Annotated in this window: 24 protein-coding genes, 1 tRNA gene and 1 pseudogene; 14 read left to right on the top strand and 12 right to left on the bottom strand. The window is 56.5% G+C overall.

Features of this window, described 5'->3' with window-relative positions; genetic code table 11:
- Positions 1 to 119 precede the first annotated feature (119 nt).
- The 4 genes from ACZ5DH_RS11110 to ACZ5DH_RS11095 form a co-directional block, all read right to left on the bottom strand.
- Entirely contained in the window at positions 120 to 3,344 is a 3,225-nt protein-coding gene (locus ACZ5DH_RS11110; protein ID WP_464254337.1) for a PEP/pyruvate-binding domain-containing protein, read from the bottom strand.
- A gap of 104 nt (positions 3,345 to 3,448) precedes the next feature.
- Positions 3,449 to 4,636 carry an MFS transporter gene (locus ACZ5DH_RS11105; RefSeq protein ID WP_464254336.1) on the bottom strand — a complete coding sequence of 396 codons (1,188 nt, stop codon included), beginning with the start codon at positions 4,634 to 4,636 and terminating at the stop codon, positions 3,449 to 3,451.
- A 48-nt stretch (positions 4,637 to 4,684) separates the two neighbouring features.
- Positions 4,685 to 5,236: a ferredoxin domain-containing protein gene (locus ACZ5DH_RS11100; protein ID WP_464254335.1), complete on the bottom strand. Its 552-nt coding sequence runs from the start codon at positions 5,234 to 5,236 to the stop codon at positions 4,685 to 4,687.
- Between the two features lies 1 nt (position 5,237).
- Positions 5,238 to 6,179: a chromate resistance protein ChrB domain-containing protein gene (locus ACZ5DH_RS11095; RefSeq protein WP_464254334.1), complete on the bottom strand. Its 942-nt coding sequence runs from the start codon at positions 6,177 to 6,179 to the stop codon at positions 5,238 to 5,240.
- Between the two features lie 240 nt (positions 6,180 to 6,419).
- Here ACZ5DH_RS11095 and ACZ5DH_RS11090 point away from each other — a divergent pair, with 240 nt between their 5' ends.
- From ACZ5DH_RS11090 to ACZ5DH_RS11050, 9 genes and pseudogenes are all read left to right on the top strand, one after another.
- Positions 6,420 to 7,121: an ERF family protein gene (locus tag ACZ5DH_RS11090; protein WP_464254333.1), complete on the top strand. Its 702-nt coding sequence runs from the start codon at positions 6,420 to 6,422 to the stop codon at positions 7,119 to 7,121.
- Between the two features lie 67 nt (positions 7,122 to 7,188).
- Positions 7,189 to 8,352 (top strand): hypothetical protein, encoded by a 1,164-nt coding sequence (locus tag ACZ5DH_RS11085; RefSeq protein WP_464254332.1) that lies wholly within the window; start codon positions 7,189 to 7,191, stop codon positions 8,350 to 8,352.
- A gap of 16 nt (positions 8,353 to 8,368) precedes the next feature.
- Positions 8,369 to 8,731 (top strand): hypothetical protein, encoded by a 363-nt coding sequence (locus ACZ5DH_RS11080; RefSeq protein WP_464254331.1) that lies wholly within the window; start codon positions 8,369 to 8,371, stop codon positions 8,729 to 8,731.
- A gap of 93 nt (positions 8,732 to 8,824) precedes the next feature.
- A complete protein-coding gene (locus tag ACZ5DH_RS11075; protein ID WP_449250988.1) occupies positions 8,825 to 9,007 on the top strand; it encodes a hypothetical protein in 183 nt (60 codons plus the stop codon).
- Positions 9,007 to 9,480: a zeta toxin family protein gene (locus tag ACZ5DH_RS11070; RefSeq protein WP_464254330.1), complete on the top strand. Its 474-nt coding sequence runs from the start codon at positions 9,007 to 9,009 to the stop codon at positions 9,478 to 9,480. The genes ACZ5DH_RS11075 and ACZ5DH_RS11070 overlap by 1 nt, the downstream gene beginning before the upstream one ends.
- A 79-nt stretch (positions 9,481 to 9,559) precedes the next feature.
- Positions 9,560 to 10,534, top strand: a pseudogene (locus ACZ5DH_RS11065) (AAA family ATPase); the annotation flags it as partial.
- A 368-nt stretch (positions 10,535 to 10,902) separates the two neighbouring features.
- Positions 10,903 to 11,940 (top strand): DUF3150 domain-containing protein, encoded by a 1,038-nt coding sequence (locus ACZ5DH_RS11060; RefSeq protein WP_464254329.1) that lies wholly within the window; start codon positions 10,903 to 10,905, stop codon positions 11,938 to 11,940.
- Positions 11,941 to 11,944: 4 nt separating this feature from the next.
- Positions 11,945 to 13,567: a cobaltochelatase CobT-related protein gene (locus ACZ5DH_RS11055; protein ID WP_464254328.1), complete on the top strand. Its 1,623-nt coding sequence runs from the start codon at positions 11,945 to 11,947 to the stop codon at positions 13,565 to 13,567.
- A gap of 207 nt (positions 13,568 to 13,774) precedes the next feature.
- Positions 13,775 to 13,936 carry a hypothetical protein gene (locus ACZ5DH_RS11050; RefSeq protein ID WP_296966746.1) on the top strand — a complete coding sequence of 54 codons (162 nt, stop codon included), beginning with the start codon at positions 13,775 to 13,777 and terminating at the stop codon, positions 13,934 to 13,936.
- Between the two features lie 500 nt (positions 13,937 to 14,436).
- On the opposite strand, the gene ACZ5DH_RS11045 is transcribed toward ACZ5DH_RS11050, so the two are convergent.
- Positions 14,437 to 14,512 (bottom strand) — tRNA-Phe (locus ACZ5DH_RS11045).
- A gap of 377 nt (positions 14,513 to 14,889) precedes the next feature.
- Between ACZ5DH_RS11045 and ACZ5DH_RS11040 the strand changes: the two genes are divergently transcribed.
- The 5 genes from ACZ5DH_RS11040 to ACZ5DH_RS11020 all read left to right on the top strand — a co-directional run bounded on the left by ACZ5DH_RS11040 (position 14,890) and on the right by ACZ5DH_RS11020 (position 21,257).
- Positions 14,890 to 16,236 (top strand): chloride channel protein, encoded by a 1,347-nt coding sequence (locus tag ACZ5DH_RS11040; RefSeq protein ID WP_464254327.1) that lies wholly within the window; start codon positions 14,890 to 14,892, stop codon positions 16,234 to 16,236.
- A 145-nt stretch (positions 16,237 to 16,381) separates the two neighbouring features.
- Complete coding sequence (locus ACZ5DH_RS11035) at positions 16,382 to 17,647, top strand: phenylacetate--CoA ligase family protein (RefSeq protein ID WP_179980625.1); 1,266 nt, start codon at positions 16,382 to 16,384, stop codon at positions 17,645 to 17,647.
- A 465-nt stretch (positions 17,648 to 18,112) separates the two neighbouring features.
- On the top strand, positions 18,113 to 18,556 hold the full coding sequence (locus tag ACZ5DH_RS11030) for a MarR family transcriptional regulator (protein ID WP_464254326.1): 444 nt from the start codon (positions 18,113 to 18,115) through the stop codon (positions 18,554 to 18,556).
- A 36-nt stretch (positions 18,557 to 18,592) separates the two neighbouring features.
- Positions 18,593 to 19,717 carry an HlyD family secretion protein gene (locus tag ACZ5DH_RS11025; RefSeq protein WP_464254325.1) on the top strand — a complete coding sequence of 375 codons (1,125 nt, stop codon included), beginning with the start codon at positions 18,593 to 18,595 and terminating at the stop codon, positions 19,715 to 19,717.
- On the top strand, positions 19,698 to 21,257 hold the full coding sequence (locus ACZ5DH_RS11020) for a DHA2 family efflux MFS transporter permease subunit (protein WP_464254324.1): 1,560 nt from the start codon (positions 19,698 to 19,700) through the stop codon (positions 21,255 to 21,257). Before ACZ5DH_RS11025 ends, ACZ5DH_RS11020 begins: the two co-directional genes overlap by 20 nt.
- Before the next feature lie 152 nt (positions 21,258 to 21,409).
- On the opposite strand, the gene ACZ5DH_RS11015 is transcribed toward ACZ5DH_RS11020, so the two are convergent.
- The 7 genes from ACZ5DH_RS11015 to ACZ5DH_RS10985 form a co-directional block, all read right to left on the bottom strand.
- Positions 21,410 to 21,835: a hypothetical protein gene (locus ACZ5DH_RS11015; RefSeq protein ID WP_464254323.1), complete on the bottom strand. Its 426-nt coding sequence runs from the start codon at positions 21,833 to 21,835 to the stop codon at positions 21,410 to 21,412.
- Positions 21,832 to 22,161: a hypothetical protein gene (locus tag ACZ5DH_RS11010; protein WP_464254322.1), complete on the bottom strand. Its 330-nt coding sequence runs from the start codon at positions 22,159 to 22,161 to the stop codon at positions 21,832 to 21,834. Before ACZ5DH_RS11010 ends, ACZ5DH_RS11015 begins: the two co-directional genes overlap by 4 nt.
- Positions 22,162 to 22,226: 65 nt before the next feature.
- On the bottom strand, positions 22,227 to 22,886 hold the full coding sequence (locus ACZ5DH_RS11005) for a flagellar basal body-associated FliL family protein (RefSeq protein ID WP_464254321.1): 660 nt from the start codon (positions 22,884 to 22,886) through the stop codon (positions 22,227 to 22,229).
- A 59-nt stretch (positions 22,887 to 22,945) separates the two neighbouring features.
- Positions 22,946 to 23,326, bottom strand: coding sequence for a chemotaxis response regulator CheY (locus tag ACZ5DH_RS11000; RefSeq protein ID WP_291301747.1), 381 nt, complete (start codon positions 23,324 to 23,326; stop codon positions 22,946 to 22,948).
- A gap of 73 nt (positions 23,327 to 23,399) precedes the next feature.
- Complete coding sequence (locus ACZ5DH_RS10995; RefSeq protein WP_464254320.1) at positions 23,400 to 24,185, bottom strand: FliA/WhiG family RNA polymerase sigma factor; 786 nt, start codon at positions 24,183 to 24,185, stop codon at positions 23,400 to 23,402.
- Between the two features lie 672 nt (positions 24,186 to 24,857).
- The gene (locus tag ACZ5DH_RS10990; RefSeq protein ID WP_464254319.1) at positions 24,858 to 25,670 is read right to left on the bottom strand and encodes a MinD/ParA family protein; all 813 of its coding nucleotides are present in this window, start codon (positions 25,668 to 25,670) and stop codon (positions 24,858 to 24,860) included.
- Positions 25,671 to 25,698: 28 nt separating this feature from the next.
- Positions 25,699 to 26,745: a flagellar biosynthesis protein FlhF gene (locus tag ACZ5DH_RS10985; RefSeq protein WP_464254318.1), complete on the bottom strand. Its 1,047-nt coding sequence runs from the start codon at positions 26,743 to 26,745 to the stop codon at positions 25,699 to 25,701.
- Between the last annotated feature and the right edge of the window lie 152 nt (positions 26,746 to 26,897).

Genomic DNA, 26,897 nt, shown 5'->3' with positions numbered 1-26,897 from the left:
TTGCCCCGAACATCTACACGATAGCTGTCAAAAGACACGATGCAATCGATTTTCGACCACTATCAAATTCTTCCTGAAACAGCCTGATGCAAGGCATAATCCTCGTAGCATTTTCTTGTTCATGCGCTTGCCATTTCAATCTCTCTTGCAGGCCGAGAAAGGAACACAAGCTCCGACTGCCCGTCGGAGCGGCGCAATTCAGAGAATTCCACTACGGAATCTGCCTTGGACCACACGCCCACCAGGCCCTTGGGAGCGCAATCAAAGTCGTGGACGATATAGGGAGTGCCATCCACAAAGCCGGTGACCGTGTTGCCCCGCACTTCCACCGCCAGTTCCCGCCACTGTCCGCACTCCACGGGTACATGGGCACTGGCAAGTTCGCTCCGGCGTCCATCCTTGAAGGCGAAGAGAATCAGATTGTCCTCCAGGGCGTTGATCCTAAGCACCAGATATGTGCCTGCTGTGCGGACAGCGAAGGCCATCCCTCCGGCTTGATCAATGGAGCCTGCAACCGGCTTCACCATAAGGCTGACCCGTCCGTCCCCCATCTCCGATCCTTTGGCCACGGCGAGAGGAAAGTAGAAGTATGCTTCAACGTTATCCAGAAAACGCTGATAACGCCGCCCCGAGAGTCTGCCCATGAATGAGGTGAAACTTTTTGACAGGCCAGTGGCCCATCGAGCCCCGTCCTGCCGGGCTACCCTGGCCCCCGTATCGTCTTCAACACACTCCCAGTCGCCTACCGCCAGATGGAACTCCGGAAGTGGATTCTTCTGACGTTTGGCGAGCAGGTCATAGTCGCCCTTGAAGAATCCCTCGGCCATGGCTTCTATTTCAGCCGATCCGGTTATGGCCATGTCCAGAAGGCGGCTCACAGCCATCAGGCGGCCCAGCTGGTCGAGTGCCTCTTCTGTCTCTTTGAGTGGCGCTCCCTTCAGGGAAGCATCAAGCACATCCCCCGACGTTTCCACCGTGAAGCCCAACCGGGCCAAAACCTTGGCCAAAAAGGTCACCCGCAGACATTTTCCTGAAAACGTCCCCACACCGCCTGCGAAGCGGAGCTTGATATGGTTCTGGGAAGCAGTCTCGCCGCAGAAGGCGTCGATGTTGGCGAAATGGTAGCCGAACCTGGCAGAGAGATTCATGTATTCGGCTCCAAGCAGGGCGTATGAGTCACCTCCGGGTGTTCTTCCACCAACTTCTGAAGTGGCGGAAGAAGCCATGAGGGTCATGAAGCTCCTGGCGTCGAAGGCGATTGCTCCCGACCATGTGATGCCGGGATGGGTAAATCCGCGCCAGATGGCGCACATGGGGGTGCTGCGCAGGTCTTCGGGGGTGACATCGTCGCAGGTGGTCAGAAATTCGCGCAGACCACCTCCCAGATCCACGCAATAGAGTGTTAGCGGAATCTGGGCCTTGAGGTGGACGACATTGGGCGCGTCTTCCGCGTCCTCACTCATGCCGAACATCTCCCGCATGGCCTTTTCATGAGTAAAGCGCACGATGTCATGAAGAGTTTCGCAACCTTCCGGCACAAAATTGGCGGCTTGGGGGTCGGTCAGAGTCAATGGAGAAATATGGTCCAGCGCAGCACGAAGGCGGCGGTGCATCGGGCTGTCCACAAGGGACGACCGCGTTTTGGAGGCGAACAGGAGGGATTCCACCCGGCCCTGCAACACGCGTGTGCCCGAAGCATCCAAGGTCACAACCTGCCCCGGTGAGAAAACATGCGGGCATCCTGAAACCCCAAACAGGGCGGGTATTCCCATTTCACGAGCGACCGAAGCCAAGTGACTTGCAGCACCTCCCATGGCTGTAATGATACCACCAGCCCGGTCCATAAGCGCCGCCAACTCCGGGGCAGCATTTCTGGCTGCGAGTATGCACCCTTCCGGGATAGACTCTGGAATGGTGCCCTCAACGACAACAATTTCTCCGCAGGATGCGCCAGGGCTTGCCGTTACACCGCCAGTCACAATGGTTTGTAAACTCGCCTGTTCTTCCTCTGAAAGCTCCGGCTGGGCCAAACCGGTTGCATCGTCATTAGTACCAAGCGGCCTGGATTGAACCACAAACAGTTGGCCTTCAGCATCAATGCACCATTCAACGTCCTGGGGCGCTCCAAAATATTCTTCAAGGCGTAGACCCGTCTTACCCAGATCGAGTATCTGGGAGTCGGCCAGGAGTGGGCTTTCCGGACGAGCCAAAATCGCTGGTTGCTCACGCGAAAGGAGGCACACCGAGGGAAGCGCTTCGCCCGACACCAGTTTTTCACCCAAACCCTCCACCGCGTCGAGGCGCATGGAGCCTGTGCCTCTGCTTGCAGGATCAGCCGTATACAGTACCCCGCTGGTCTTGCTCTGCACCATGGTCAGCACCAGAGCGGCCATGGGCACATCTACATCGTCAAAACCGTGCCGCAGACGATAAAGAATGGCGCGTGGCGTGTACTTGCTGGCGAAGACCTGACGGCAGGCAGCCGCCAGATATTCTGGGGCAACATCGAGCACAGATTCATACTGTCCGGCAAAGCTGGCAGCGCCATCTTCACCTACCGCACTTGATCGAACCGCAAGCAAAACGCCCTGCCTGCTGGTGGCGACCATCTGCTGCAAAGCCACTGTCAACTCACGGGTTATTTCATCAGGAAATGAAGCTTGCAGCACGGCGTCACGGATTCGTAGCGAACGCCTTTCCAAATCTGGCAGGTCGAAGGGGGTAATAGGAGCCAACTCTTCTGCGATCCAACTGGCCAGCCCGGAACCTTGCATAAAGCGTTGAAAGGCGGCAGTGGTCAGCACAAACCCGTCTGGCGTTGGCAGGCCAACAACATTGCGGATTTGGGCAAGTTTAGAAGCTTTGCCGCCGAGCAGGGATTCCAGTTCGGCTATTTCATGTGATCGGTTAAACATGGCGGCAGGGTTTGCATGTCCAGGGCGTGCGTCGGCAGCCCAGCCCATTTGCTTATTTATTGCAGAAAGCGAAAGCACAAGCGGCCCGTCCTGCACAATAGCTTTGGCCTCCAGTTTTTTCAGGGCCAACTTCAGCACTCGATCAAAAGCCTGATACAATCCCTGATGGCGTTGTTGCGACAGCTCATTCAGCGACTTGACCATGAAAAAAGTATCTTCGCTTATGCTCAGGCAAGTGCGCCTGGCCGCATCCATGGTGAAAGGCTCGCCTCCATAATACGTCTGTTCAAGAGCGGCCAGCCCGTCCAATACGGCGTCATTCTTCGAAAGCATCTCACGAAAATGCCTGTACTTCTGCGAAACCGAGTCGTCAGGGTTCGCCAACAGTTGGCAGGCATTCTTCTTTTTCAGAAAGCCGAACAAACTCATAAGTGTTCTCCCTGTTTCCCGTATTGCCCCGCCTCTTTAATTAAGCGGATTATGTATACAGAAGCACGCCTCCCGACTCTGCGCAAGCCTCAAAAGTATATGCGTCAGTCTTCCCGAGGAACATTTTTCAAGAAAAGGGGAATCACTATAATCATTGCTACTGCCAGCAAGGGGAAACTCACCTGATACCCGCCCCAGCCAATGAGCAGACCCGCACAGATGGGGCCCGATGCGTGCCCGATATCAAAGATGGTTCCAAACGCACCCATGGCCGAGCCAAACTGGCGGTCACGGCACATATCTGCCACCAGAGCGGCAGATGATGACGTTACCAGAGCCTCACCCATGCCAAATACAAGGCTGGCTACCAGCAAGGGCAAAAATGCATGCAAAAAGGGAATGGCTGCCAATGCTCCGCCGCACAGGACCAAACCGACCACAATCAAGCCACGTCTGCCGCGTGAGTCCGACATCCTACCCAGCAGGGGCTTGCTGAGCATGGTTACAAATATCTGCGCACCCCACAGCAGCCCTGCCTGAAATTCTGATAAGCCCACCACAGTTACCGCATAGATGGGCAAAAAGGCCTCTAGCGCGCCCATACCCATATTTTGCACACCCTCAACGGCAGAGGCTGTAACCAGCCGCCTGTCAGAGAGCACCTGGCCAATGCCCTGCAGAAAGCGCTGCAAGCCGGAACCTGCCGCATTCCCGGTTTCGGGCGGTGCATCCACCCCCAGTGTTTTGAGGCCCAGCAGCAGGGCCGCCATACCCGAAACCGCGCTGAGAGCAAAAACCATGCGGAATTGCCATAGCACCGGTCCACCGCTGGCGCTCACATCCAGCACCAATCCACCAATGGGTGCGCCCAGCAGGGTTCCTATTATTCCCACCGACGAAAACCACGAGAGCAGCTCACCCCGACGCGCCCCGGCAACTTCGGCCACCACTGCCATGGCCACCGGGCCGTAGATGGCGGTGGCCAGACCATGCAGGAAACGCACAAGCATCAGCGCCCGGTATGACTCGATAAAAAAGTAGGCAAAGGGCATCAGCCCAAACACCACCAGCCCGGCCAGCATGGTGCGCCTTCTGCCCACCACATCTGAAAGCGCGCCAGCGGGCAGTTTGAACAATATGCCAGTAACTGTGGAAATACCCACTGCCAGTCCCACCGCCTCAGGCCCTGCCCCCAAAAAGAGAGCAAAGAGCGGCAGCACCGGGTTTCTGGCTAGGGCATACGAAAAGCGGGCGAGAAAACCCACAGTGCACAGATTGTCGAAATCTCGCATAGATGCCTCTATTGGGTGGTGCCCCATGGCACCACCCGTAATTTTTGCCTAATGTTTGGGTGCAGAACGATCAAAGAAAATGGACTTGCCGTAAAATCCCACGGGGATGCCCATGACAACCTCTGCATCAATAAGACCCAGATGTTTTGCCGCTGCGCCCACACGTTGCTGGATACGATTGTCCAGATTGAGCAGGCTGGCTGTTTTGGCCGCAGACACTAGGGCTGCGCCCACGTCCATCATGCGCAGGGCGCAATAGGGGCCAGAGTAGCCCATTTCTTTTACGTCAAGCTGACGCTTTTTCACAAAGTCCACGCAGGTGGGGTAACCGCACGCGCCGCAGTCGTAGCCACCGCACGCGCTGTTTTTCAACCCCACCAGCAGCAGCGCCTGGCATTTTTCTATATTTGCGGCATCACGCAGCCAAAAGGCCTCGTTGGTGCTTTTTGGGGCGTAGTCTTTCATGCACTGCGCAATTTTTTGCAGGTCTTCATCACTGCAAATTACGCCAATTTCCAAAAAATCCTTGCCGCCAGCCTTGGGTGCGGTGCGGGCAGAGGCGGCCATAAGCTGAGCTACATGAATGGCTGTATCTTTCATTTTACTTTCCTGTGGATATTTGGGGTGTGTATGAGGCAAGTAGGGTGTCAAAAAAAACAAAGGCCTGCTCAATGCGGGCATGGTCATCACTATTGGCGGCTACCAGCCCGTCCAGCATGCGCCATACGCCGGGGGTTTCAACTGGGGCGGCATCCAGTTCTTCAAGGTCAATGGCTTTTATAACTTCCCTCATTTTTGGAGGAATACGCGTAGTCAGGGCAAAGGCCTCGGCAATAACCTCAAAGGTGATAAGCCCACCAACATGCGTAAAGTCGGCATGAGCCATATCAAAAGAAACAATGTCTGACCCGCTGGGAACAGCATCAGCATCATGCAGAAACATGATGCTGGCGGCGGGATCAATGAATCGTTTGACCAGCCAAAATGATGCAAGTCTGTCCACATAGGGATTTGCGCGGGTTACCCATGTTTTTTGGCGATAACGCGCTGCCTCTGCCAGCGGAATAACGGGATGCCCCTCAACCGGGGGGTGCTGCGCTTCATCAAGCATTTTTTGCAGGTTCTCTCCCTTGCCGCTCGGGAAAAAATCAATGGCCCGTACGACCTCCAGACGTTTTTCAAGCTTGCGCAGCGCGGCAGGCCGTTCTTGCGAATCGGCTTCTGCCACCGCTGCCCGTATTTCTTCACCAAGGGCAAGATAGTCTTCATCGCGAGCCCTGGTGAAAGCGGCAGAGATTTGTGAATCCGAAATATTCAGCAGGTTGCCGTTAGCAATAATCAGCGACTCGCCGCCCTGTTCGTCAGTTTCCTTGCCCATCCATGTTAAATGCTCCTGTGTTTGCTCGTTAGCGGGCAGCACATAGATGGAATTTTTGATCTGCACAGCGCCCAATGCATTGAGTCTGCGCCAAATTTTAACGCGAAACCCCTGAAGCCTGGACGGAACCGAAAACGAGAAGAAGATCCATTTCGTGTTATTCATATATCAATTTTAGCTATAGATATATCATTGTCAATGACTAAATGCCAGACTCTCCCAAACAAAATGAATTTAATTTCCGTCAAACAAATGCTTTTCATGTACTTTTGGGCAGTTAAGATGTCTTTCATCGCACATAAAAAATATATCATTTTAGTGAAGAGAAGGAAGATAGTCTCTACAACGCCTTTCAGCACTAGTTAGCACATGAAATTCGTATAGCTTAACCCCAGGATCTCTCTCATGAACGCATATCAATCTGAAAACATCACCGATTTGGCTAAGGCCCTGTTAAACTTACAGCGAACTGTGCAACCTGCTACAAAAGATGCTGAGAACCCCTTCACCAAGAGCTGGTACGCCAGCCTTAACAGCGTAATGGACGCATGCCGAGATGCGCTTATCGAAAACGGCATCTGGCTGTGCCAGTATCCTGTACCTGTGGAGCAGCCCAACGCCTTAGGGCTGGTTACCAAGCTGACGCATGCAGAGTCTGGCCAGTGGCAAAGTTCTTTGGCCGTAGTTCCTCTGCCCAAGGCCGACCCGCAGGGCATGGGATCGGCAATAACATACGCCCGGCGCTACGCTCTAACTGCCATGTTGGGCATGGTAACTGAAGATGACGATGGTGAAGGGGCTAAAAATGGCAAAAAATCGCCTACACGACCCCAATTGCCAGTAATTTCTCCGGACTCGCAAAAAGTACGACAACGCAACCCATCCACCACAAACAACAGTCCAAGCTCCACAGATCGTCCACCTTCAGGTCTTGAAAATCTCCCGCCGCTAGAAGGCGTCACTTACCAGCAAGTTACAGCCCAGGACGGACGTCCTTGCATCATTGCCACCGGCAACACGCAGGCCAAAAAGGAGTTACTGACCGGTTCGGGCTTCCGCTGGAATCCGCAGAGAAAATTGTGGTGGAAATATGTTGATGCCGCATAGCAAAAATAAAAATACCGCGTGAAAGGGCTGCCTGATGGCGGCCCTTTCACGTTTATGGAGACAAGCCATGGAACTGAAGGACCGCACGGAAGGATTGAGGGCGCTAATCAGACAGGGCCTGCAAGCCGTCGCCCACAAAGACACACTGGCCTTGCTGGGCGACCGTTCCAGCTACATTGGTATGAGTGACATTGGCCAGCACTGGGAATGCCCCCGGGCGGCACTGGCAAGAAAGGTACTCCCCACCACACACAGCTTGGAGCGCCTGCTTACGCTGCAGCGTGGTCACTGGTTCGAATCTGGGGTTGGGCAGGCATTGGCATCGTTGGGCCTGCATGTATTGCCCCAGCTTGAGATCAACTGGCAGCATCAGGGCGTGCCCATCAAAGCCCATCTTGATTTTGTGCTGGTCTGGGGCGCGCCCGTTAACGCCATTCGCATTCTGGAAGTAAAAAGCACCGACAAGCTTCCCGGCACCCCGCACGATTCCCATCTGCTGCAACTGCACGGACAGATCGGCCTGCTAACAAAAGCATGGAGTAAGCCCGTTTTCAGCCTTCGTGCTGGGGACGGTACGCTTCTGCATGACAAAATGACCTTCCCGCAACTTTGCCTTGTCCAATTTGGCCTTCAGTTGCCCGCAACTGCTGCCGAGGCAAGCATGGAGGCATGGTTGCTCTGCCTTTCCATGAAAGAGGTCAAAGCATTCGGCCCCTATGGCTTCAATCAGGCCATGCTCAATACGGCCCTTGATCATGCGGCGCAGCTGTGGGGTGAGCTTACAGCATTCCGCGCCGGGCACATAACTCTGGCACAAGTGGATTGCGCGCAAGGCTTTTACCCCTTGTGCTCGTACTGCGAACATAACGACGGCTGCCCCAAATTCCCACAGGGAGTGCAAATGCCGCAATGGCAGCCAGCACTTGAAAAGCTGGCGGCCCTCAAGGAGCAGCGCACGGCCTTAGATAATGAAATCAAAGAAGTGGAGACTGTGCTCAAGCTTGTTCACCGCCATGCTGGCACACGGGATTGGGTAGACACGGGAAACTACCGATTCCGCATGTCAGTGGCAGCTGGTCGCACCACTTTGGACAAAGATGCCCTGCGGGAGGAGTTGACCGAGATTCTTAACGCTGAGCACATGGGCGGCATCGACGTAGACACATTGCTAACCCGTTGCGAGCGCACAGGCTCACCTTTCGAAAAATTGAGTATTTCGCCCATAAACTGAACTTCGGGAGATAATCATGGGGTATTATTCCGACGTGGCCCTGTGCCTAACAAAAAATGGAATGGATCAGCTAAAAATAGCTCTTGCAGAGGCAGAAAGGGACAAGCCTGACAGTCTTGCAGCAATCAAAATCCTTATTGGTGATGAACCCAGCAGAACCGATGAAAGCACCGGGGCTGTTGTCTTTCTGTGGGAGGGGGAACGGTGGTACGGTGAATTTGATGAAATAGCATTTGTTGAAGAATTCATGGACAACTTGTCGCATGAAGACTTCCTGTTCATCCGTCTTGGCGAAGATTATGACGACATTGAAATTCGCGGCAGCTTTTGTGGCACCCCGTTCAACATTTCCGTAGAACGAAAAATTATAGCAGGTTAGCAGCCGACCTTCATCCCCTTCCAAATGTTTGCCACAGGTAGAGACCGTTGACCGTCCGCAGGCTTACCCGTAATCTGTGAAAACGGAGGCATTATGTCGCTCACACTCGAAGAACTGGTCGAAACGGCCATAGAAAATCAGCGTATAATCCTTGAGCTTGAGCTAAAAAAAGGAGTTCCGCTGAACTACCTGGACGAAAACGGGCAGTATACCCTTCGCTATCCAGACGGACATACTGAAACAACGTCACTCACCGAAGCCCATCAGGTAGAGTAATGCCCAAGCTTTTGTGCATCTGTGGCCCAAATGGGGCAGGCAAGAGTACCTTCTCAAGGACAATTGCCATGCGGGAAAATCTGCTGGTTATTGACCCTGATAAACTGGCTGCGGAAGGGTTGTCCCCGATTGCCGCTGGCAAGGCTGCTGCTCGCATGGCTCGCCTTTTTCTGGAGGAGGGAGTTTCATTTGCGCGGGAGTCTACCCTTACGGCCAAGTTTGACTTCACTCTGATGGAGGAGGCAAAACAGCGGGGTTATGAAGTTGAGCTTGTATACATACGCCTCGCGTCAGAGGAACTTGCGCTAAAAAGAGTCGCAGCCCGCGCATCTCGTGGTGGGCATAGCGTTCCGCATCAGGATGTTGTCCGCCGTTTCAAGCGCAGCCTTGAGAATTTGCCCAAGGCTATGGCTTTGGCGGACAAAGTGACGATTTTGGACAATTCCTTCTGTAATTACAGAAAGATCTCCTAGAAAGACTGATACCATATTTCGAAGAGCCCGGTTTCCTTAAAAGGAGCCGGGCTTTTTTTGCATCTAAGGAGTAGCAATTATGAGCACAAATTTGATCGAAGGACTTAGTAACCTGAAACCCACCGACCTTGATGCCGGGCAGGTTTTCAGCGGCAAGCCCTCCGGCACCACGGTCAGAGGTTACGCCGTTCCTTCGTCCTACACCCCGGCCATTGACCACGACTATATTTTCCATGAGTCCAGCCGTGATGTTGTGGTCTGGTTTCTTAATGCACAGGAACCGCTGTACGTTTTCGGCCCCACAGGCTGCGGTAAAACGACATGCATCAAACAGCTGGCTGCCAGACTTAATTATCCCGTCTTTGAGGTCACCGGGCACGGGAGGCTGGAGTTTGCCGACCTAGTTGGTCACCTGACGGTCAAAAACGGCAACATGACCTTTGAATACGGCCCGCTTGCGCTTGCCATGCGCTACGGCGCACTTCTGCTGCTGAATGAGATCGACCTGACATCCCCTGAAATTGCAGCAGGCTTGAACAGCGTACTGGACGGATCCCCCCTGTGCATAGCTGAAAACGGCGGCGAACTGATTGTGCCACACCCCATGTTCCGTCTGGTTGCCACGGCCAATACCAATGGCGGTGGCGATGACACCGGCCTCTACCAAGGCACCCAGCGGCAAAACCTTGCCTGGCTGGACCGCTTCACAATCTGCGAAGTTGGCTACCCATCTACCGATGTGGAAAAAAGCCTGCTTGCCCGGCGCTTCCCTTCGCTGCCCCAATCGCTGTGCGCCACCATGGTGGACTATGCCAATGAGGTCCGCAAGCTGTTCATGGGCGAGGTTTCCACCAGCAATCTGACCAACGCCATTGAAGTGACATTCTCCACTCGCAGTTTGCTGCGATGGGGTGATCTGACCGTTCGCTTTCAGCCTCTGGCCCATCAAGGCGTGCAGCCTGTAACCTACGCCCTTGACCGGGCTCTGGCCTACCGTGCAAGCCGTGAAACCCGCGCCATGCTGCACGAGCTGGCTCAGCGTATGTTCCCGCAGCAGATGGAAGGTGAGTCCCCCCAAACCGTAACGGCAGAAATTGAAATCCTGCAAGGCGAGCAAGCCCTACGCTTCATGCGCGGCCATCTGCACCACACACCCACGGTGGCCAAGCCTCTCGTCCATCTTCAGGTAGTCCACAACCTTTCTGGCAAAAAGCAGGACGGCAAGTTCTGGATCGGCGAGGCTAGCCCTGTGGGCCTCACGCTAAAGTGGGGCAAGCCGGACACCGTTGGCCAGCAGCACTTTATTCCCGCCGAAAACTGTGAGGGCAACAATTCCGTGAAGGAGCTTGAAGCACGCGCAGAAAAGAAAATCAAAGAAGGCTACTCCCTCAATACAACAAAAAGCTTGTTCTAGGAGCTACTATGACACAACTTGTTTCTGACATCCGCATTTTGGACAATTTGCTGGCTCTCAACCTCAACGTCAGCTTATGGTCAGCCCGGCGCAAAATGAGCCAGGAAGACCTGGGGGGTGCGGAACTGCCGCCTGAAGACCTGGCTTCTCTGGGCTCAAAGCGCATTGCCGACCCGGAAAACCTCAAGGTGTTTGGCACGCTCAAGGCCCGCGCCTTCAACTATCTTGACCGGCACGGGGTACGGTTCATGTCCGGCTGGGCCATACCCGAAGAAAAAGCCGGCGAAATCGTACAGGAGCTGCTCAACATCCGCACCGAATTCCAGAAAGAAAAGGAAGCGTTTCTGGCTGACTATGACCAAAATGTGCAGGCATGGATTGAGAAGCACCATCAGTGGGGCGAAATTATTCGCAACTCCCTTGTGGGGCCTGACTATGTACGCGCCCGCATGGATTTTCGCTGGCAGTTATACAAGGTGGCCCCGCTTGAACAGCACACAGACAACACCGCTGTATTGGAAGCCGGTCTGGCGGAAGAGGTGCAAGGCCTCGGCGGCACCCTGTTTGATGAGGTGGCCAAGTCGGCTGACGATATATGGCGCAGGGTTTACCACGGCAAAACGGAGGTAACCCACAAGGCGCTCTCTCCGCTGCGTACCCTGCATACCAAGCTCACGGGCTTGTCATTTGTAGAGCCGCATGTGGCCCCGGTGGCTGACATCGTGCAGGCTGCGTTGCAGCGCATGCCCAAGAAGGGCAACATCACCGGCACAGACCTCCTGCTTTTGCAGGGTCTGGTCTGCCTGCTCAAGGACAGTACGGCCCTTGTGGCCCACGCCCAAAAAGTTGTTGAGGGCTACGGCCCGGCCTTTGTGCTGGATGCCCTGCTGGCTGGTCCGGACGTTATCCACGAGCCGGACGGCCTTGCTGGACAGATGGATGACACCATGGATGGGAATATGGACGATGAGCCCATCTTGCCTGAGATTCCCGTGGCAGATAGCGCTTTGCCGCATCCTGCCATACCCAGCCTGGGCCTGTGGTGACGCCATGGTACGCACAAAAGACGTTCTCAACTGTCTGCCCCTGCTGGCGTCCATCCTTGGCGACCGCTATGGGGTGCAGGTACGTATCGGCGGCAATGAAGCCTGCACCAACGGTAAGGTTATCCACTTGCCCTCATTGCCAATGGATTGTGAGCCGGAATTGTTGGCACTGGCCAAGGGCTTCACAGACCATGAGGCGGCCCATATACGGCACACAGATTTTGGGGTGCTGAAAGCTGCGAACCTTGATCCAGTGACCTTCAATTTGTTCAACTGCCTTGAGGACTGGCGTGTTGAAATGAAGCTATCAAGTATTTTCCCAGGTTGCCGGAGAAACTTGAACTGGCTGATACGACGATTCTTTGTAGATCAAGCACAGCCAAGGGCCGGGGACGATTCCCCGGCCCTTGCTGTTTTGGACTATGTGCTGTTGACGGTGCGGGCCTGGGATGTGGATGAGGTGACCCCGGCACGCCAACACGCGGCAAGCATCGTGGAGCAGCACTTCCCCGACTTGATAGGGGCTCTGGATGCCATTTTAGTCAAGGTTTACATCCATTGCCCGGATACTGCGGCAGCAGTCGAATATGCTCGACAAATTGCCATATGCGTCAGGCAGTGGGAACCACCTCAGCCAACTGCAACCAGCGAAGGCACGAATAAAAAGGGTCAGGGAGCCACACCAAGGGCGGCAGGGGAAGCTAACGATTCTGCCACACAAATCAACCAGCAATCTGAACCGGTCCAACTGTCGAGTGCTTTACCGCTCAAGGCCTTGTTTCATGCAGAGGCGCAGGATCTCCCCAAGCAACTAGGCGAAATCATGTCGATTGAGCTTGCCAATAGCAGCGCAGAATCCGCTGGTGACGCACTGACCGTGGCTGTGGAAGGCACCCGACATGCAACCCCCTTGCCAGCAGAGCAGAAGCTGCAAGCCCTTCAGGCCAGCATTGCGCTGCGTACTCGCCTTCAGGGCTTTCTGCAGGCGCAAACGCAAAGGCGTTGGAGCATCGGGCGTAGAGGGGATCTGCATGCCAATTCGCTACACCGTCTGCAGGTTGGCAATGCTCGTGTTTTCCAAAAAGAGTCGGTGCAACTGGGCCTCAATACGGCTGTCCATATCATGCTGGACGTAAGCGGCAGCATGGCTGGCGCACCAATTAACCTTGCCAAACGAGCCTGCTTTGCCGTGGCAACTGCCCTGAGCCATATTCGTGGCGTGAACCCAGCGGTTACGGTTTTCCCCGCTACGACGGTCACAAACTCTGTATTCCCAATAATGCGGCATGGGCAGCCGTTGCCTGATAGGTTCGACATTCTGGCTTCTGGCGGAACCCCCTTGGCTGGGGCTTTGTGGTGGGTGCTGCAAAACATGCTGCCTCTCAAAGAACAACGCAAGATGATCTTGGTAATCACTGACGGCATGCCGGACAACCCGCTGGCCGCAAACAATGCTATAGGGGTGGCTCAACAACTCGGTTTTGAAGTTTATGGCCTTGGCATCAGAGATGAGCACATCACGCACCTGCTGCCGCACTCCAGCCGGGTGGTCAACGACTTGCCTGACCTGGTGCCTGCCATGTTTGCCATGCTGCAGGCTGCGTTGCTTAAAGGCGGTGCTGCATGATGGTGCCGCTTGATTTCAGACCTTGGAGCCGAACGGGAATATTTCATTTCTTCTTACTTAACAAAAAACGGCGCATCCAGCGCTGCTAAATGAAAGGAGGGTAAATGAATTATCTTAGCTGGATACCAGTTGTTATAGCTGTGCTTCAAGCCATAAAGGACAATTGGGATGATTAGCTTGTACACGCAAGCAAGAAGGAGCAAGGATATGAGCAGTAAATGGGCATTTATAGGCGGCATAATGGCGGGGATCGCAGGAGTTTTCACAGCGGCAGCGGTGTCGGTGGAATTGGAAAATCGGAGAGACGGCAGATGCAATGCTGAAGAAGAACCGAAAAGGCTGGCCTTGCCTGAAAGCGAAGGCAGGTAAGAATCCGTGTTGATTCTTGGGCAGGGAAACGGGGACTTCCCGCTTCCTTGCCCTTGCTATACTTTTATTTTTTGATTGAAGTATAGGTCAAGTCGCAACATATGCATTCCACAAACGAATTGCAGCAGACTCGCTGACAGACCACTGGAGTGGGCAGTTGCCACATTCACAAGCATAGCGGTAAATATCGTGGGTTCTACCATCCGGCCTTGATGTTTCACGTTGAGGCATTTTGCCGCATTTGATACACGGCCTGAGTGGAGGAAGGTATTCCTTGCTTGTGCTCATGCTGGGAAGATAGCGATTGTCTTGCTTGAACGCAAACCTTGGGGTACTGGCGAAATTTAATAAGAGTTCTTGCCGACTCTAGCGCTTAGATTCTTACCAAACAATACCTCAAATAACCGCTTCATACTCGACGATCGCGGGATAAGAGCGGGATAAAATTTCGGAAATACAAAAAAAGGACCTATGCAGAAAGCATAAGTCCTTGTATTTACTGGTGCCGAGGGACAGAATTGAACTGCCGACACGGGGATTTTCAGTCCCCTGCTCTACCAACTGAGCTACCTCGGCCCTTGAGCCAGTGAAATAAATTCCACAGCGGCTGGAGAAGTCTTCTACCCACTTGCCTTGGCTTTGGCAAGTCTTTTTTTGCAAATTTTATCCAATACCTTGAAAATCGTGCGTCTTCCGGCCATACTGCCAGAGTTGCAGCACGGAGCAGGCCCCCAAAACGGTTTTGCCCCGTTTGGTTTTTGGAGTAATCACCCCCTGGCACGCGGGCCTGCGTGCAGCAGTGCCGTGTCAGGAGGCTTGCCAGCGTAGGATTTGGGGCATGCCCCCAAAAGTGGTTATGGTCACATCATCCATCCCGGATGCCCTCGCAACAAGGATTCTTTTTAGTGAAACCGGGCAATCCTTTTCCTCAAATCAAATATGATTTCAAACAGATGGGTGTTTCAGGCCTGGCAAGAACCATCGTGCAGGCTCTTCTTGTCGGGGGAGCGACTGGCGTGGTCATCGGCCTGTTTCGCCACCTGAACCATGTGATCACGCAGTGGATTGTACGCTCCGTGAACGCGCACGGCCTGAGCGATGGCCTTGTCGGTTGCGCGGTGTTTTTCGGCCTGCTGCTTTTGGCTGTCCTTTCTGTGCTGCTGTTGCGCGTGGAGCCGCTTATCAGCGGGAGCGGCATCCCCCAGGTGGAACTTATGGTCAGGGGCAAATTGCGCATGAACTGGTTTCGTGTGCTGGTCTGCAAATTTGCTGGCGCGCTGACCGCCCTGACCGGAGGACTTTCTGTGGGGCGCGAAGGCCCGTGCATCATGATGGGCGCGTCCCTCGGCGTGGGAGTGGGACGGTTGTGGCATGATCCGAAGGCCGCGCATGAACCCCGGTTTCTTGTGGGGGGCAGTGCCGCTGGTCTCGGGGCGGCCTTTGGCGCGCCCTTGGCGGGCATGTGCTTTGCCTTTGAGGAAATGAAGACGCCCCTTCGGGCGCCAATGATCATTACCTGCGCCATCACGGCCTTTACGGCAATGTTCGTCATGCAGGCCATATACGGCTTTGGCCTGGTTTTTCCCTTTGGGGCGCGACCCATGCTGTCCTGGGAGGCGTGGTGGCTGGTTCCGGCGGTGGGAGTGGCCATGGGCGCCCTTGGCGTTCTGTACAATACCGTACTTGTTCGTCTGACCCTCTGGGTCGACAAGACAAAAATGCTGCCTCTGCATTTGCGCGTGGTCATTCCTTTCATGTGCGCCGGGCTGTTTCTGTATTTTTATCCCACGGTGCTGGCAGGCTTTGGCATTACAACCCTTCAGCTTGCTGACCTGGCCCTGCCGCTGACAGCCCTTTTGCTGCTGTTGGCCGTGAAAATGCTTTTTTCCTGTGCAAGTTTCGCCTCCGGGGTGGCTGGCGGCCTGCTTATGCCCATCCTGGCCATGGGGGCCATGGCCGGTGCCTGCGTTACGTCGGCATTGCTGCTTTTTGACATGGTCACGCCCGAAAAAAGCGTCATCATACTTCTCATGTGCATGGCCGGACTGTTCGGCTCATCGGTGCGCGCTCCCCTGACAGGGGCGTTCCTGATGCTCGAGATGACGGGCGCGTACTCCAACATGGCGTTCATCATCATTACGGCCTATATAGCCGCCGCCGTGGCCGACAAAATGGGGTGCGAACCCGTGTATGACAGCCTGCGCCGCCGTTGCATTGTCGAAGGAAAAATCAGGCGGCCCAGGCTCAAACCTCGTCGTCCGCAGAGGGCCGCAAACGGCACCCTGGGCGGCGCTGTGTGAACCTCGCGCCGCAGGAAGTTTTTTGCTGTGCACAAAAGTACATGTAACATATTGTTATAATTTATTTTAATAAATAGTGCTTGCACTTTATGATTGGAGTGGCTATTTTGGCCCTTCAATGTAAAACAGGCCATGTGGAGTAGGTATGACCCGTAAAGACCGCACAGAAGGCATATACAGCCGTCGTGAAGTTCTGGATGAGAGCGAGCGCCGCCAGTACTGCCTTATCCAGCTCAAGGACTTGCTTTCCTATGCGTACCGCTATTCGGAAGACGTAAAAAAACGTTTCGACCGTGCGCAGTTTAATGTGGAGAAATTCAAGACCCTTGCTGACATCAAGCATATTCCCATTCTCAAGAAGAAGGAGCTTATCTTTCTTCAGTCCATGGGGCCGCGTCTGGGCGGACTGCTGACCAAGGACATTGGCGAACTCAAGCGCATATTTCTTTCCCCCGGCCCCATCTTTGACCCCGAAGACCGTGGCGAAGATTACTGGGGCTACACCGAAGCTTTTTATTCCGTGGGCTTTCGCCCCGGCGACGCGGTGCAGAACACGTTCAACTATCAGTTGACGCCTGCGGGCCTCATGTTTGAGGAGCCCCTGCGCAACCTTGGTTGTGCTGTTATTCCCGCTGGCCCCACGGACGCCGCGACCCAGCTGGACATCATGCAGAAGCTGCGCGTTTCCGGCTATGTGGGCACGCCGAGCTTTCTTATGCACCTCGCGCAGAAGGCTGAAGAAAAAGGCCTTAACCTGCGCAAGGATCTTTTTCTGGAAGTGGCCTTTGTCACAGGCGAGCGGCTTTCGGAAAAAATGCGTTCGCAGATGGAAAAAAAGTACGACCTGGTCATGCGTCAGGGCTACGGCACGGCGGATGTGGGCTGCATCGGGTACGAGTGCTTCCACAGGACCGGCCTGCACATCGCCAACCGCTGCTATGTGGAAATTTGCCATCCTGACACGGGCATTCCGCTGAAGGACGGCGAAGTGGGCGAAATAGTGGTGACGGCCTTTAACAAGACCTATCCGCTTATCCGCCTGGCCACAGGCGACCTTTCGTTCATTGACCGCAGCCCCTGCGCCTGCGGCCGCACCAGCCCGCGCCTTGGCAGCATTGTGGGCCGCGTGGACACCACGGCCCGCATCATGGGCATGTTCGTGTACCCGCATCAGGTCGAACAGGTCATGAGCCGCTTTGAAGAAATCAAGCGTTGGCAGATTGAAGTGACCAACCCCGGCGGCATCGACGAAATGACCCTTTTTGTGGAAACCAGCGGCTTCAAGCGCGAAGAAGAACTGCTGCACCAGTTCCGCGAGAAGATCAAGCTTCGTCCCGAACTGCGCGTGCTGGCTCCCGGCAGCCTGCCCCCGCAGATCCGTCCCATCGAAGACAAGCGCCATTGGGACTAAACCTCCGCGCCGTACAGATATCAGAGGCCAGCTCCGCAAAGGGCTGGCCTCTGTTTTCATGAGGCGCGTTTGCCGCGTTCGGGCATGTACCCTTTGGAAACGTTACACGCGCTGACGTGGCACGAGAATGCCGCGCGCCGCAACGGGGCGTGATTCAATGAGAAGCGCATTTTCCGGCTGAATGAACGCTTTGAAATGCGGCGCATTTCAAAGGTACTCCGCTTCAAGAGCTTCAGCCTTCTTTTGGCCTTGTGGCGTGGGTGCGGGCCGCTCCGGCGTGGCAAAAATACGTTGGGAAAATCCCGCGCAGTATGGCGTGCCCGTGCTCCAAGGACGGGCGAAAGCTTTGGTATGACATGGCCCCGCGGTTCAGGGGCGGACAAAAGCTGCCGCGCGGGGGCGCTGGCGGCTTGACAAATTGATAGTACACTACTATTTAGCTATGCACCTAAGTGAGGTCGCACCATGAGTACATCACCCAGAGACACAGTGGGCATGCTGCTTACCCGTACCGGCAGGGTATGGCGCACACGGCTTGACGAAAGGCTGGAGCCCCTGGGCCTGACGCAGGCCCGCTGGCTGGTGTTGGTGCATCTTTCGCGCATGGGCGGTGAAGCCCCGCAGAAAGAGCTGGCGCAGTCGATTGGCGTTGAAAGCCCCACCATGGTTCGCGTGGTGGACGGCCTTGAGCGTTTGGGGCTTGTGGAGCGTTTGGGGCAAAAAGACGACCGCCGGGCCAAGGTGGTGCGGCTGACCCCCAAGGCCCAGGGCGTGAACGAAGAAATCTTGCGCATAGGTTCCGGCCTGCGTGCCGAAGCCCTGACGGGCCTTTCTGACGAGGAACTGGCCGAGTTTTTGCGGATACTGGAAATCATACTTAACAATCTTTGCGCCGCGGCCGTCCGGTGACGTCAGGCCGTGCGCCCTTCAAGGAGCTGTCAGCGCATGCCCATTTCCCTTTCGCCTCAGGCAGCGCGCCTGCTGTCCGCCCCGGTGCGCACCAGAAAACGTCTTTTTCTCCTTTGCGGGTTGATTCTGCTCTCTGGTGTCATCGCCTTTCTTGTGCACCGCCAACGGTATATTTCAGAAAATGACGCAAGGGTCATGGCCGACATGATCACCATCAGCAGCCGCGTGGACGGCTGGGTAGCCCAAAGGGACGTCACCGACGGCGACGTCGTGACCGAGGGCAGCCGTCTTGTTGTCATAGACCAGCGTGAGGCCCTCATGCAGGTGGAAGAGCTCAAGGCCAGCGACGAGGCCCTGCGGCTGGAATCCGAGCAGGTGAAGACCCGGCTGGAAACAAGCCGTGACGCCACTGAAAGCGCGGTGGCCGCGGCCCGGGCGCACCGCGACAATACGGAGGCGGCCCTGCGTTCCAGCCAGGCCGCTCTGGATCTGGCTCGCAAAGACCACACGCGCAGTGAAAATCTTATTGCCGAAAACGCCATTGCCCGCCGGGTGTGGGACCAGAGCCGCACGCTTTTGCAACAGGCGGAGGGAAAGCACCGTCAGGCCCTTGCCGCGCTTGCCGAGGCCCAGGCCAATCTTGATCAGGCCCTTGCCCACCGCAACGATCCGCGTGAGCTTGAAGCACGGCTGGAGCAGCTTGCGCAGCAAAGGGCCGAAGTGCAGGCCAGGATCAGGCAGAAAGAGGTGGCGCTGGGTGACCGTGTGGTGCGCAGCCCCATCGACGGGGTGGTGGACCAGAAATTTGTCGAGCCTGGGGAGTATGTCATTCCCGGGCAGCGCCTGGTGGTGTTGCACGATCCCAAGGCCGTGTGGGTGGAGGTTCTGCTCAAGGAGACCAAGCTGGGCGGCCTTAAACCCGGCCAGTCCGTGAGCATAAGCGTGGACGCCTACCCCGGCCGCCCTTTCAGCGGCAGCGTGGAGCGCATCGGCACAGCGGCCACCAGCCAGTTTGCCCTTATCCCCAGCCCCAATCCTTCGGGAAACTTTACCAAGATCAACCAGCGGGTGCCCGTGCGCATCAAGGTGGAGCAGCCGGACGACAATCCCCTGCGGCCCGGCATGATGGTGGAGGTGGACATTGACCTCGCCGGAATTTGACGCCCTTTCCCAGCGCTATGGCGCGGCCTACAAATGGTGGGCCACGGCGGCGGTGATGACGGGCTGCATAGCCACGGTGCTGTCTTCCACCATCGTCAATGTGGCCATGCCCGACATTATGGGCGAATTCGGCATGGGGCAGGATCAGGTGCAGTGGCTGTCCACGGCCTTTCTGGCCGCCATGACGGCTTCCATGCTGACAACTGACTGGATGCTGCGCGCTTTTGGCCTGCGCCAGGCCTACCTTGGCGCAATGGCGGCCTTTCTGGCGGCGTCGCTGGTGGGGTCCGCAAGCCCCGGCGTGGAAATTCTTGTGCTGTCCCGCACCATTCAGGGGGCTGCCGCCGGGCTGGTGCAGCCTTTGGCCATGGTCATGATTTTTTCCGTTTTTGGCGCGGAAAACAGGGGCATGGCCATGGGTATCTTTGGCCTGGGCGTGGTGCTGGCTCCGGCGCTTGGCCCCACGGTGGGCGGTCTGCTCATCGACAATTATTCCTGGCGGTATGTTTTTTTGCTGGGGCCGCCGTTCTGCCTTGTGAGCACGGCGCTGGCCGTGACGTTTCTGCCGGGCCGCGACAGCACGGTGGAGCGCGGCGCGTTTGATCTTTGCGGTTTCATCTTGCTGTGCGTGGGCATAGGCGCGCTGCTTGCCGGCATTTCCAGCGGGCAGAGGGAAGGCTGGGATTCGGATTACGTACTGGGGGCTTTTTTTTCAAGCCTGTGCGCCTGGGTGGGCTTCATCGCCCGCGAGCGCACCTGCCCAAAGCCCCTGCTGCATCTCGGCGTTTACGCGAATTTCCGCTTTCTCGCCGCATCGGCCGTGGCCTTTATTCTGGGCATGGGGCTCTTTGGCTCCACCTATCTCATCCCGCTTTTTGTGCAGACGGTTCAGGGGTACAGCCCCACGGAATCAGGCCTGCTGCTTATGCCGGGCGGGCTGGTGCTCGGCGTGGTCATGCCTCTGGCGGGGCGCTTTGCCGACCGTCTGCCGGCGTACGCCCTCATCATGGCGGGGCTCACCATATTCGGCTGGTCCAGCCTCTACATGTCCGAAGCCGGAACCTCCACCTATTTCTGGGATTTTGTGGGCTGGATCGCGCTGGGCCGCATCGGGCTCGGCCTGATCATGCCCTCGCTGAACAGCGGGGCGCTGCGTGTGCTTGACGCCAAACATATGGCGCAGGGGGCCGGGGCCATCAATTTCAGCCGTCAGTTGGGCGGCGCGCTGGGGGTGAGTCTGCTTTCCGTGTATCTGGAACGCCAGATGGAAGATTACGCCCAGGAATTCAGCGCGCTGCAAAACGGCACCCATGCGGCATCGGATGCCCTGAACCTGATTTCATCCCTGTTTGTCAGGGGAGGGCAACTGGACAATGCGGCGCAAGCTTTGCGGCCGCCGCAGGCATACGGTTTTCTGGCGGATATGCTGGCTGCCCAGGCAAGGGCCATGGGCTTCAGGGAGAGCTTTTTTCTGGTGGGGCTGGCCTTTTTCGCGGCAGTGATCCCGGCCTGGTTCATGCGCTCTGCCAGGCGAGGCTGAGGCGACGGTCAGGGGTACGCGGGTTTTCTGTGCGAAGGTCGGGAAGGACGGAAAGGTCGGAGGGGGCTTTTTACTGCCGCCGGACTTTTGCAGTTGCCGGGCTTTGCGGCCGCGGGTTTTGCGCCCGCCAGGCATGGTTCAGCGTGAGGGCGTTATTCGCCTTCCTGAGCCAGAATCAGTTCCACTTCATCGACGCTCAGGCCGGAGTTGCGGGCTATCTGGCGGCTTGTAAGCCCCTTGCGCCTGCCATTGAGGATAAGTTCGCGCAAAAACTGCGGGGAACGGCTGATGCCCTCTGCCTGTTCCAGCAGGCGGCGCAGGTCACGGGCGCGCTCCTCAAGTTTTTCGTCCAGGTTTTGCAGTTCGGCCTGACGCTGGGCAAAGGTGGCCACTATTTCCCGTTCCAGTCTGGCGTTCATCTCGATGCGGGCCAGCAGGGCTTCCTGGTTGCCCTGAAGGGCGTTGAGCATGGCCTCGGAACGGCGCAGGCGCAGATAGAAAAAAAGCACCCCGCCAAGGACGATCAGTTCAAGTACGGAAAAGGCGGCGATAAGGGCGAAAATCAGGGTGTTGTTCATACTTTGAGATTCAGAAGTTTGCCCACCAGAGGGGAATCCGGCACGCGTGGGGCCTCGTCCTTGTCCGACACAACGGGCGGGGGCCGCTTGCGGCGGCGGTTGCCGAACTGGGGCATGGGCGTCCCGCCATCGGCATCTGGCGAGAGCTTGGTTTTGTCACCCGCTTCACTCTTGGCAATCTGCTGCTGCTCATGACGGGCCATTTCTGCGGCCAAAACCCGCGACATGGCGGCGGAGGCCTGCGGCCCCACCGCAGCGGCATTCACCATCGAAGTGGCCATGCCTGTCTGGGCATACAGCACGGCCATGGTGGCGTCAACGCTCATGGCTGGCTCCGTGGTCTGTGGTGCGGCGTATGCCCCCACCCGTGACTCACTGGCGGGGCAGGGCGCTATTCGTTCAAATAGCTTTCAAAAAGCACATCATCAATGCGGCCCTGTGCAAGATAGTCGTTGAGAATGCCGGTCAGGTCCTTCTTGATGGTGACAGCATTGGACGGGTTAAGCAAGTAGTCGTTGCTCTTGCTGCTCAGGTAGAAATACAGGGCGTCGCGCAACGCGATCATCTTGTGATCCATCTCCGCGCCGACGCCTGTACTTTTGCTGACGGTTGAAAACTTGCAGACAAGAAAGCGCGTGGCGCCGTTGACTTCTCTTGGCACTACGAAGGGAGCCAGTTCCTTCACATAGTCCCTTGGCGGGGCGGGTATCTGGCTTGAGGGCACGACAATGACTTCGGGCTTGATTTCAGCGGGGGGAACAGGCGGCGTACGCAGAAAAAACCACCAGACGGCCGCGCCCAGAACGAGCAGCAAAACCGCAGCGCCACCGATAATGAAGAGCTTTATGTTTTTTTTGGGCGGCGGGGGAGGGAGTTGCTCAGCGGGGAGGCTTTTTGTATCTGCCACTGCCGGAGTATCGGCCCCCTCTTCCTTCAGAAAAGGGGCATCGTCAAGATCCAGGTCAACCTTGCGCACGGTCGGATCCGGCCCCAGCGAAACCTGCATTTCGTCCCTGGCGGGAGCCTCTTTGACGTCAGTTTTGTTTGCCACGCGGTACTCCTGGCAGCCGCTTTGGGGGCCGCCGCAGGCAGAAACGCCCTCGCGCGATATCAGCCAAAGATTTTGTCTATCTTCTGCTTCATGGTGTCAGCGGTGAAGGGCTTGACGATATAGTTGGAAACCTTGGCCTGCACAGCTTCGATGATGTTTTCCTGCTGGGCTTCCGCAGTGACCATAAGAAAGGGGATGTGGGCGAACTGTTCACTGGCGCGAACCTTGCGCAGCAGGTCGATGCCCGTCATGTTGGGCATGTTCCAGTCAGAAACGATGAAATCTATTTTTTCGCGGTTCAGCACTTCCCAGGCTGTGGTGCCGTCGTCTGCCTCCACAACGTTCTGAAACCCGATCTGGCGCAGGATGTTGCGCACAATGCGACGCATGGTGGAAAAGTCATCAACCACAAGAACACGCATGTTGGGATTGTAAGGCATGAATAAAGCTCCTTAACGCCTTCGGGCGCCGTCTGGGAGGGTTGGGCGCATGCCGCGCTGCCCTCCGTAAGCATTATGATATGTCAGCGCCCTCACCATAAAGGCTGATGAACTCTTTACGCAGGCGGCTCAGGGCCTGCGAGTGCAATTGTGAAACTCGGCCTTCTGTGATGCCCATGACTTCAGCAGTTTCACGCATATTCAGCTCATCAGTATAGTAGAGCGACAGTACCAGCTTTTCTCTTGGCGTCAAGCGCTCTATAAGCGGAGCAACCCGTTCCACAAGTTCCCGAAAGGCTGTATTGCGGTAGGGTTCGCCGCCGGGCTCCTGTCCATCGCCCGCAAGCGTGTCCTGAATGGAGTCCAAAGACAGCCAGAGCTGGTTTTGCAGGGCTTCAAGGCCCTGGCGCACATCCTGCAACGTAAGTCCGGTAATGTTTTGCAGTTCTTGCTCTGTGGCCTGCCGTCCATGCTCGTGTTCGACCTTGCGCATGGCCTCGTCCAGCACGCGCACACGTTGGCGCAATGAGCGCGGGAACCAGTCAAGCCTGCGCAGTTCATCCAGCATGGCGCCGCGGATGCGGCTTTCGGCATAGGTTTCAAAACGTATGCCGAGCTGTGGGCGAAACTTGCCCAAGGCCTCCATAAGGCCCAACGTGCCGGAACTGATGAGTTCTCCAAGTTCCACGCTGCGGGGCAGTTTGGCCTTAAGGCGCAGAGCCAGAAAGCGTATCTTGGGCGCATAGTGGCGCACCACAGATTCCTGCTCGGCCGGAGAAAAATTTTCCCAGGCTGTGGCCCCGGTTTCTAGCGCTTCCCAGGGGCAGGGCATGTGCGCTTGGGCTGTGCTGGCTTTCATGATGTTGTCCTTCCGGGTTGTTCCGGTGGTGCCTCTTCTACCCCGTGACACGTTGTGTGCCTGTTTACGTCGCTGCCCGCGCCCGCCAGGCTGGCCAGGACGTGTTGATCCACGTCAGGGTTGATATTTGGGCGGCCCGTCTGGCCCACCAGCCTTCAGCCAGGGGCGGAGTCCCGGGCAGTTGCCTGTTGCAGTGCTCTCACGGCTGTGCCGCGGGCGCCCGCCGTGGGGGGGAGCGCTGGTGTGGTTCGTCTGCCCGGTTTACCCGTGCGATCCGCCTGCGCGATCCGCCTGTACAATTCGTTTGCGCCATGTATTTGCGCGGTCATGCGCCAAAGCGGCGTCTTCAACCTTTGCGAAGGCATGATCCCAAAGGTACTCCGCTCTGGATCAGACTATCGTTGAAATGCCGCACATTTCAATTTCTCATTCTGCCGAAAAATGCGATTTGCGATAGCCGTTAGCGGGTCTTTGCCGCTACGGATGGCGACAGCGATTGCAACGAATAAACACAGCCGTTACGTATGCTGTCTTCAAGTGCAGTTTCCCGCGTCGCAACGGCTGAAGCCTTCGTCGCAACGGCTAAAGCTCAGCAGAATTCCCGCCACGTGGCGGCGCGCTGCGCTTTCGTGCAGGGCCAGAGCGTCTGTCCTTTTTCAAAGGTAAAATGTTCTAGCGGAACAGCAGTTTTTTCCAGAAAAACTTGATGTTGCCGTCAAGATTTTCCGGTACTTCCCATTGCGTGATGTTGCGCGCCAGATCCATGACAGCGCGCGATGCCGGGCCTTGCGGCTCGCTCACGCAGAAAGGCAGTTGCTGCACCACGGCCTTGCGCACGGCCGTATCACGGGGAATTACCCCCACAAGCTCCAGCGAAACGCCACTCAGAAAGTGGTCGCAGGCCTGATGCAGGCGCACGAACATTTCTTTGGCGACTTTCTGGTCCGGGGCCATGTTCACGCATACCCTGAAGCGTTCCACGCCGTGGTTGGTCTTGAGCACCTTGATAAGGGCGTATGCGTCGGTCAGCGATGTGGGTTCCGGAGTGAGCACCACCAGGCGTTCCTGGGCGGCCATGTTGAAATACAGCACATTGTCGCTGATGCCCGCGCCGGTATCCACGATGAGATAGTCAAGATCATCCTCAAGTTCGTCCACGGCGTCCAGCAATTCCAGTTTCTGCCCGGTGGAAAGGGTGAGCATTTCGCTCATGCCCGATGACGCGGGCAGGATGGAAAAGCCGTACGGTGTGGGAAAGAGAATGTCTCCCACGCTGGCCCCTTCATGAAACAGGTGGAAAATATTTTTCTGCGGGGTCAGCCCAAGGACAACGTCAACGTTGGCAAGGCCCAGGTCGGCATCAATGAGCACCACTTGTTTGCCAAGTTGCGCAAGGCATATGGCCAGATTGACCGAAAGGTTGGTCTTGCCCACGCCGCCTTTGCCAGAAGTGACGGAAAATACCAGGGGAAAAGTGCCGCTCATCAGTGTGCTCCGCATCGTTATGGCCGGGCTAGGCCGCCTGGCCGGGAAGTTGCCTTTTGAAGATCAGTCGCCAGACCAGCGGTTCGGTGGCTGGAGAAAGACTTTCTTTGAGTTCTGCGCCGTATGAGAGTGCCGATACGGGCAAACCTGCGGCCCACGCGACGTTGACTATACTACCAAAGCTCACAGCTTCGTCCAGCTTTGTCCATACCAGCGATCCCGGCCCGTCGCTCTTGTAACGCTTCAGAAACGCCTGAGTCTGCAAGGCGTCACAATATGGGGAAAGCGTAAGGTGGGTGGCGGCCGCGACATCGGCCAGGTCCATTGTTTCACGCCATTGCGCCAGTGTGGTGGACCGGTCAAGCCCCGGCACATCCACAAAAACCAGGTCCGCTTCGGCGGTGGCGCGCAGGGCGGCTTCCATTCCTGCCCTGTCAGGGGCTTCAAGATAGCTGAAATTTGAAAGTTCGGCCCAGTGGCGCAGGATGAGGCGTCCGCTGCCGCGTAGGCAGTCCGCGTTGATGAAGGCAATGCGCGCTTCTGGCCGGGCCTTGCGCCAGTGCAGGGCAAAGCGCAGGGCCGTGGTGGTTTTGCCAAAGCCGGAGGGCCCTGCCATAAGGTGCAGGCGCTGATCCCAGCCCGCCGGGCCCCATCCCTTGACAGAAACCATGCCGCACAGGCACTCCAGCACGGACGCGCCGGGCTGGGACATGAGGCGCTGATAGAGATCCACGGCCACAGCGTCAGAAATTCCTTCGCGCTGCAAATACTCAAGGGCGACACGCTGGCGGGGCGTAAGGCGCTCAAGCTGAATGGCGGGCTTCATGAGAGCAAAAAGCTGATTTTTGATCTGCTGCCATTCCTTGTGCCATTCCCCCCATCCACCGGGAACTCCACCAGCAGGCGCGCTGTTGTCTGCCTGGGGGCGCTCCATGCCCGCAGTGATCTCGTGGCAGACAACACCGTTTTTACGGTAGGTGCGGTTACCCAGGATTACGGCGTCGGGCCCCATTTCAGCCTTGATTCTTGCCAGAATCTCTTGCGATGCGGCGCCAGTGAACGTCTTTACCTGCATGGCCATTCCTTTGACTGACGGCGGTCGGGCCGCCTGTTATTGCCTTTTTACGCCGTTTGTTTGACGGCTTTCAGGATAAATGCAAATTAGGGGCCAACCTGAATCTCGCCTTGTGTCGTTTTTTCGGCTGCTTGCAACAAGAATTACATACC

The sequence above is a fragment of the Desulfovibrio simplex genome (assembly GCF_055387835.1).
Note: the sequence above shows the minus strand (reverse complement) of the source record. Positions and strands in the feature narration are given on the sequence as shown.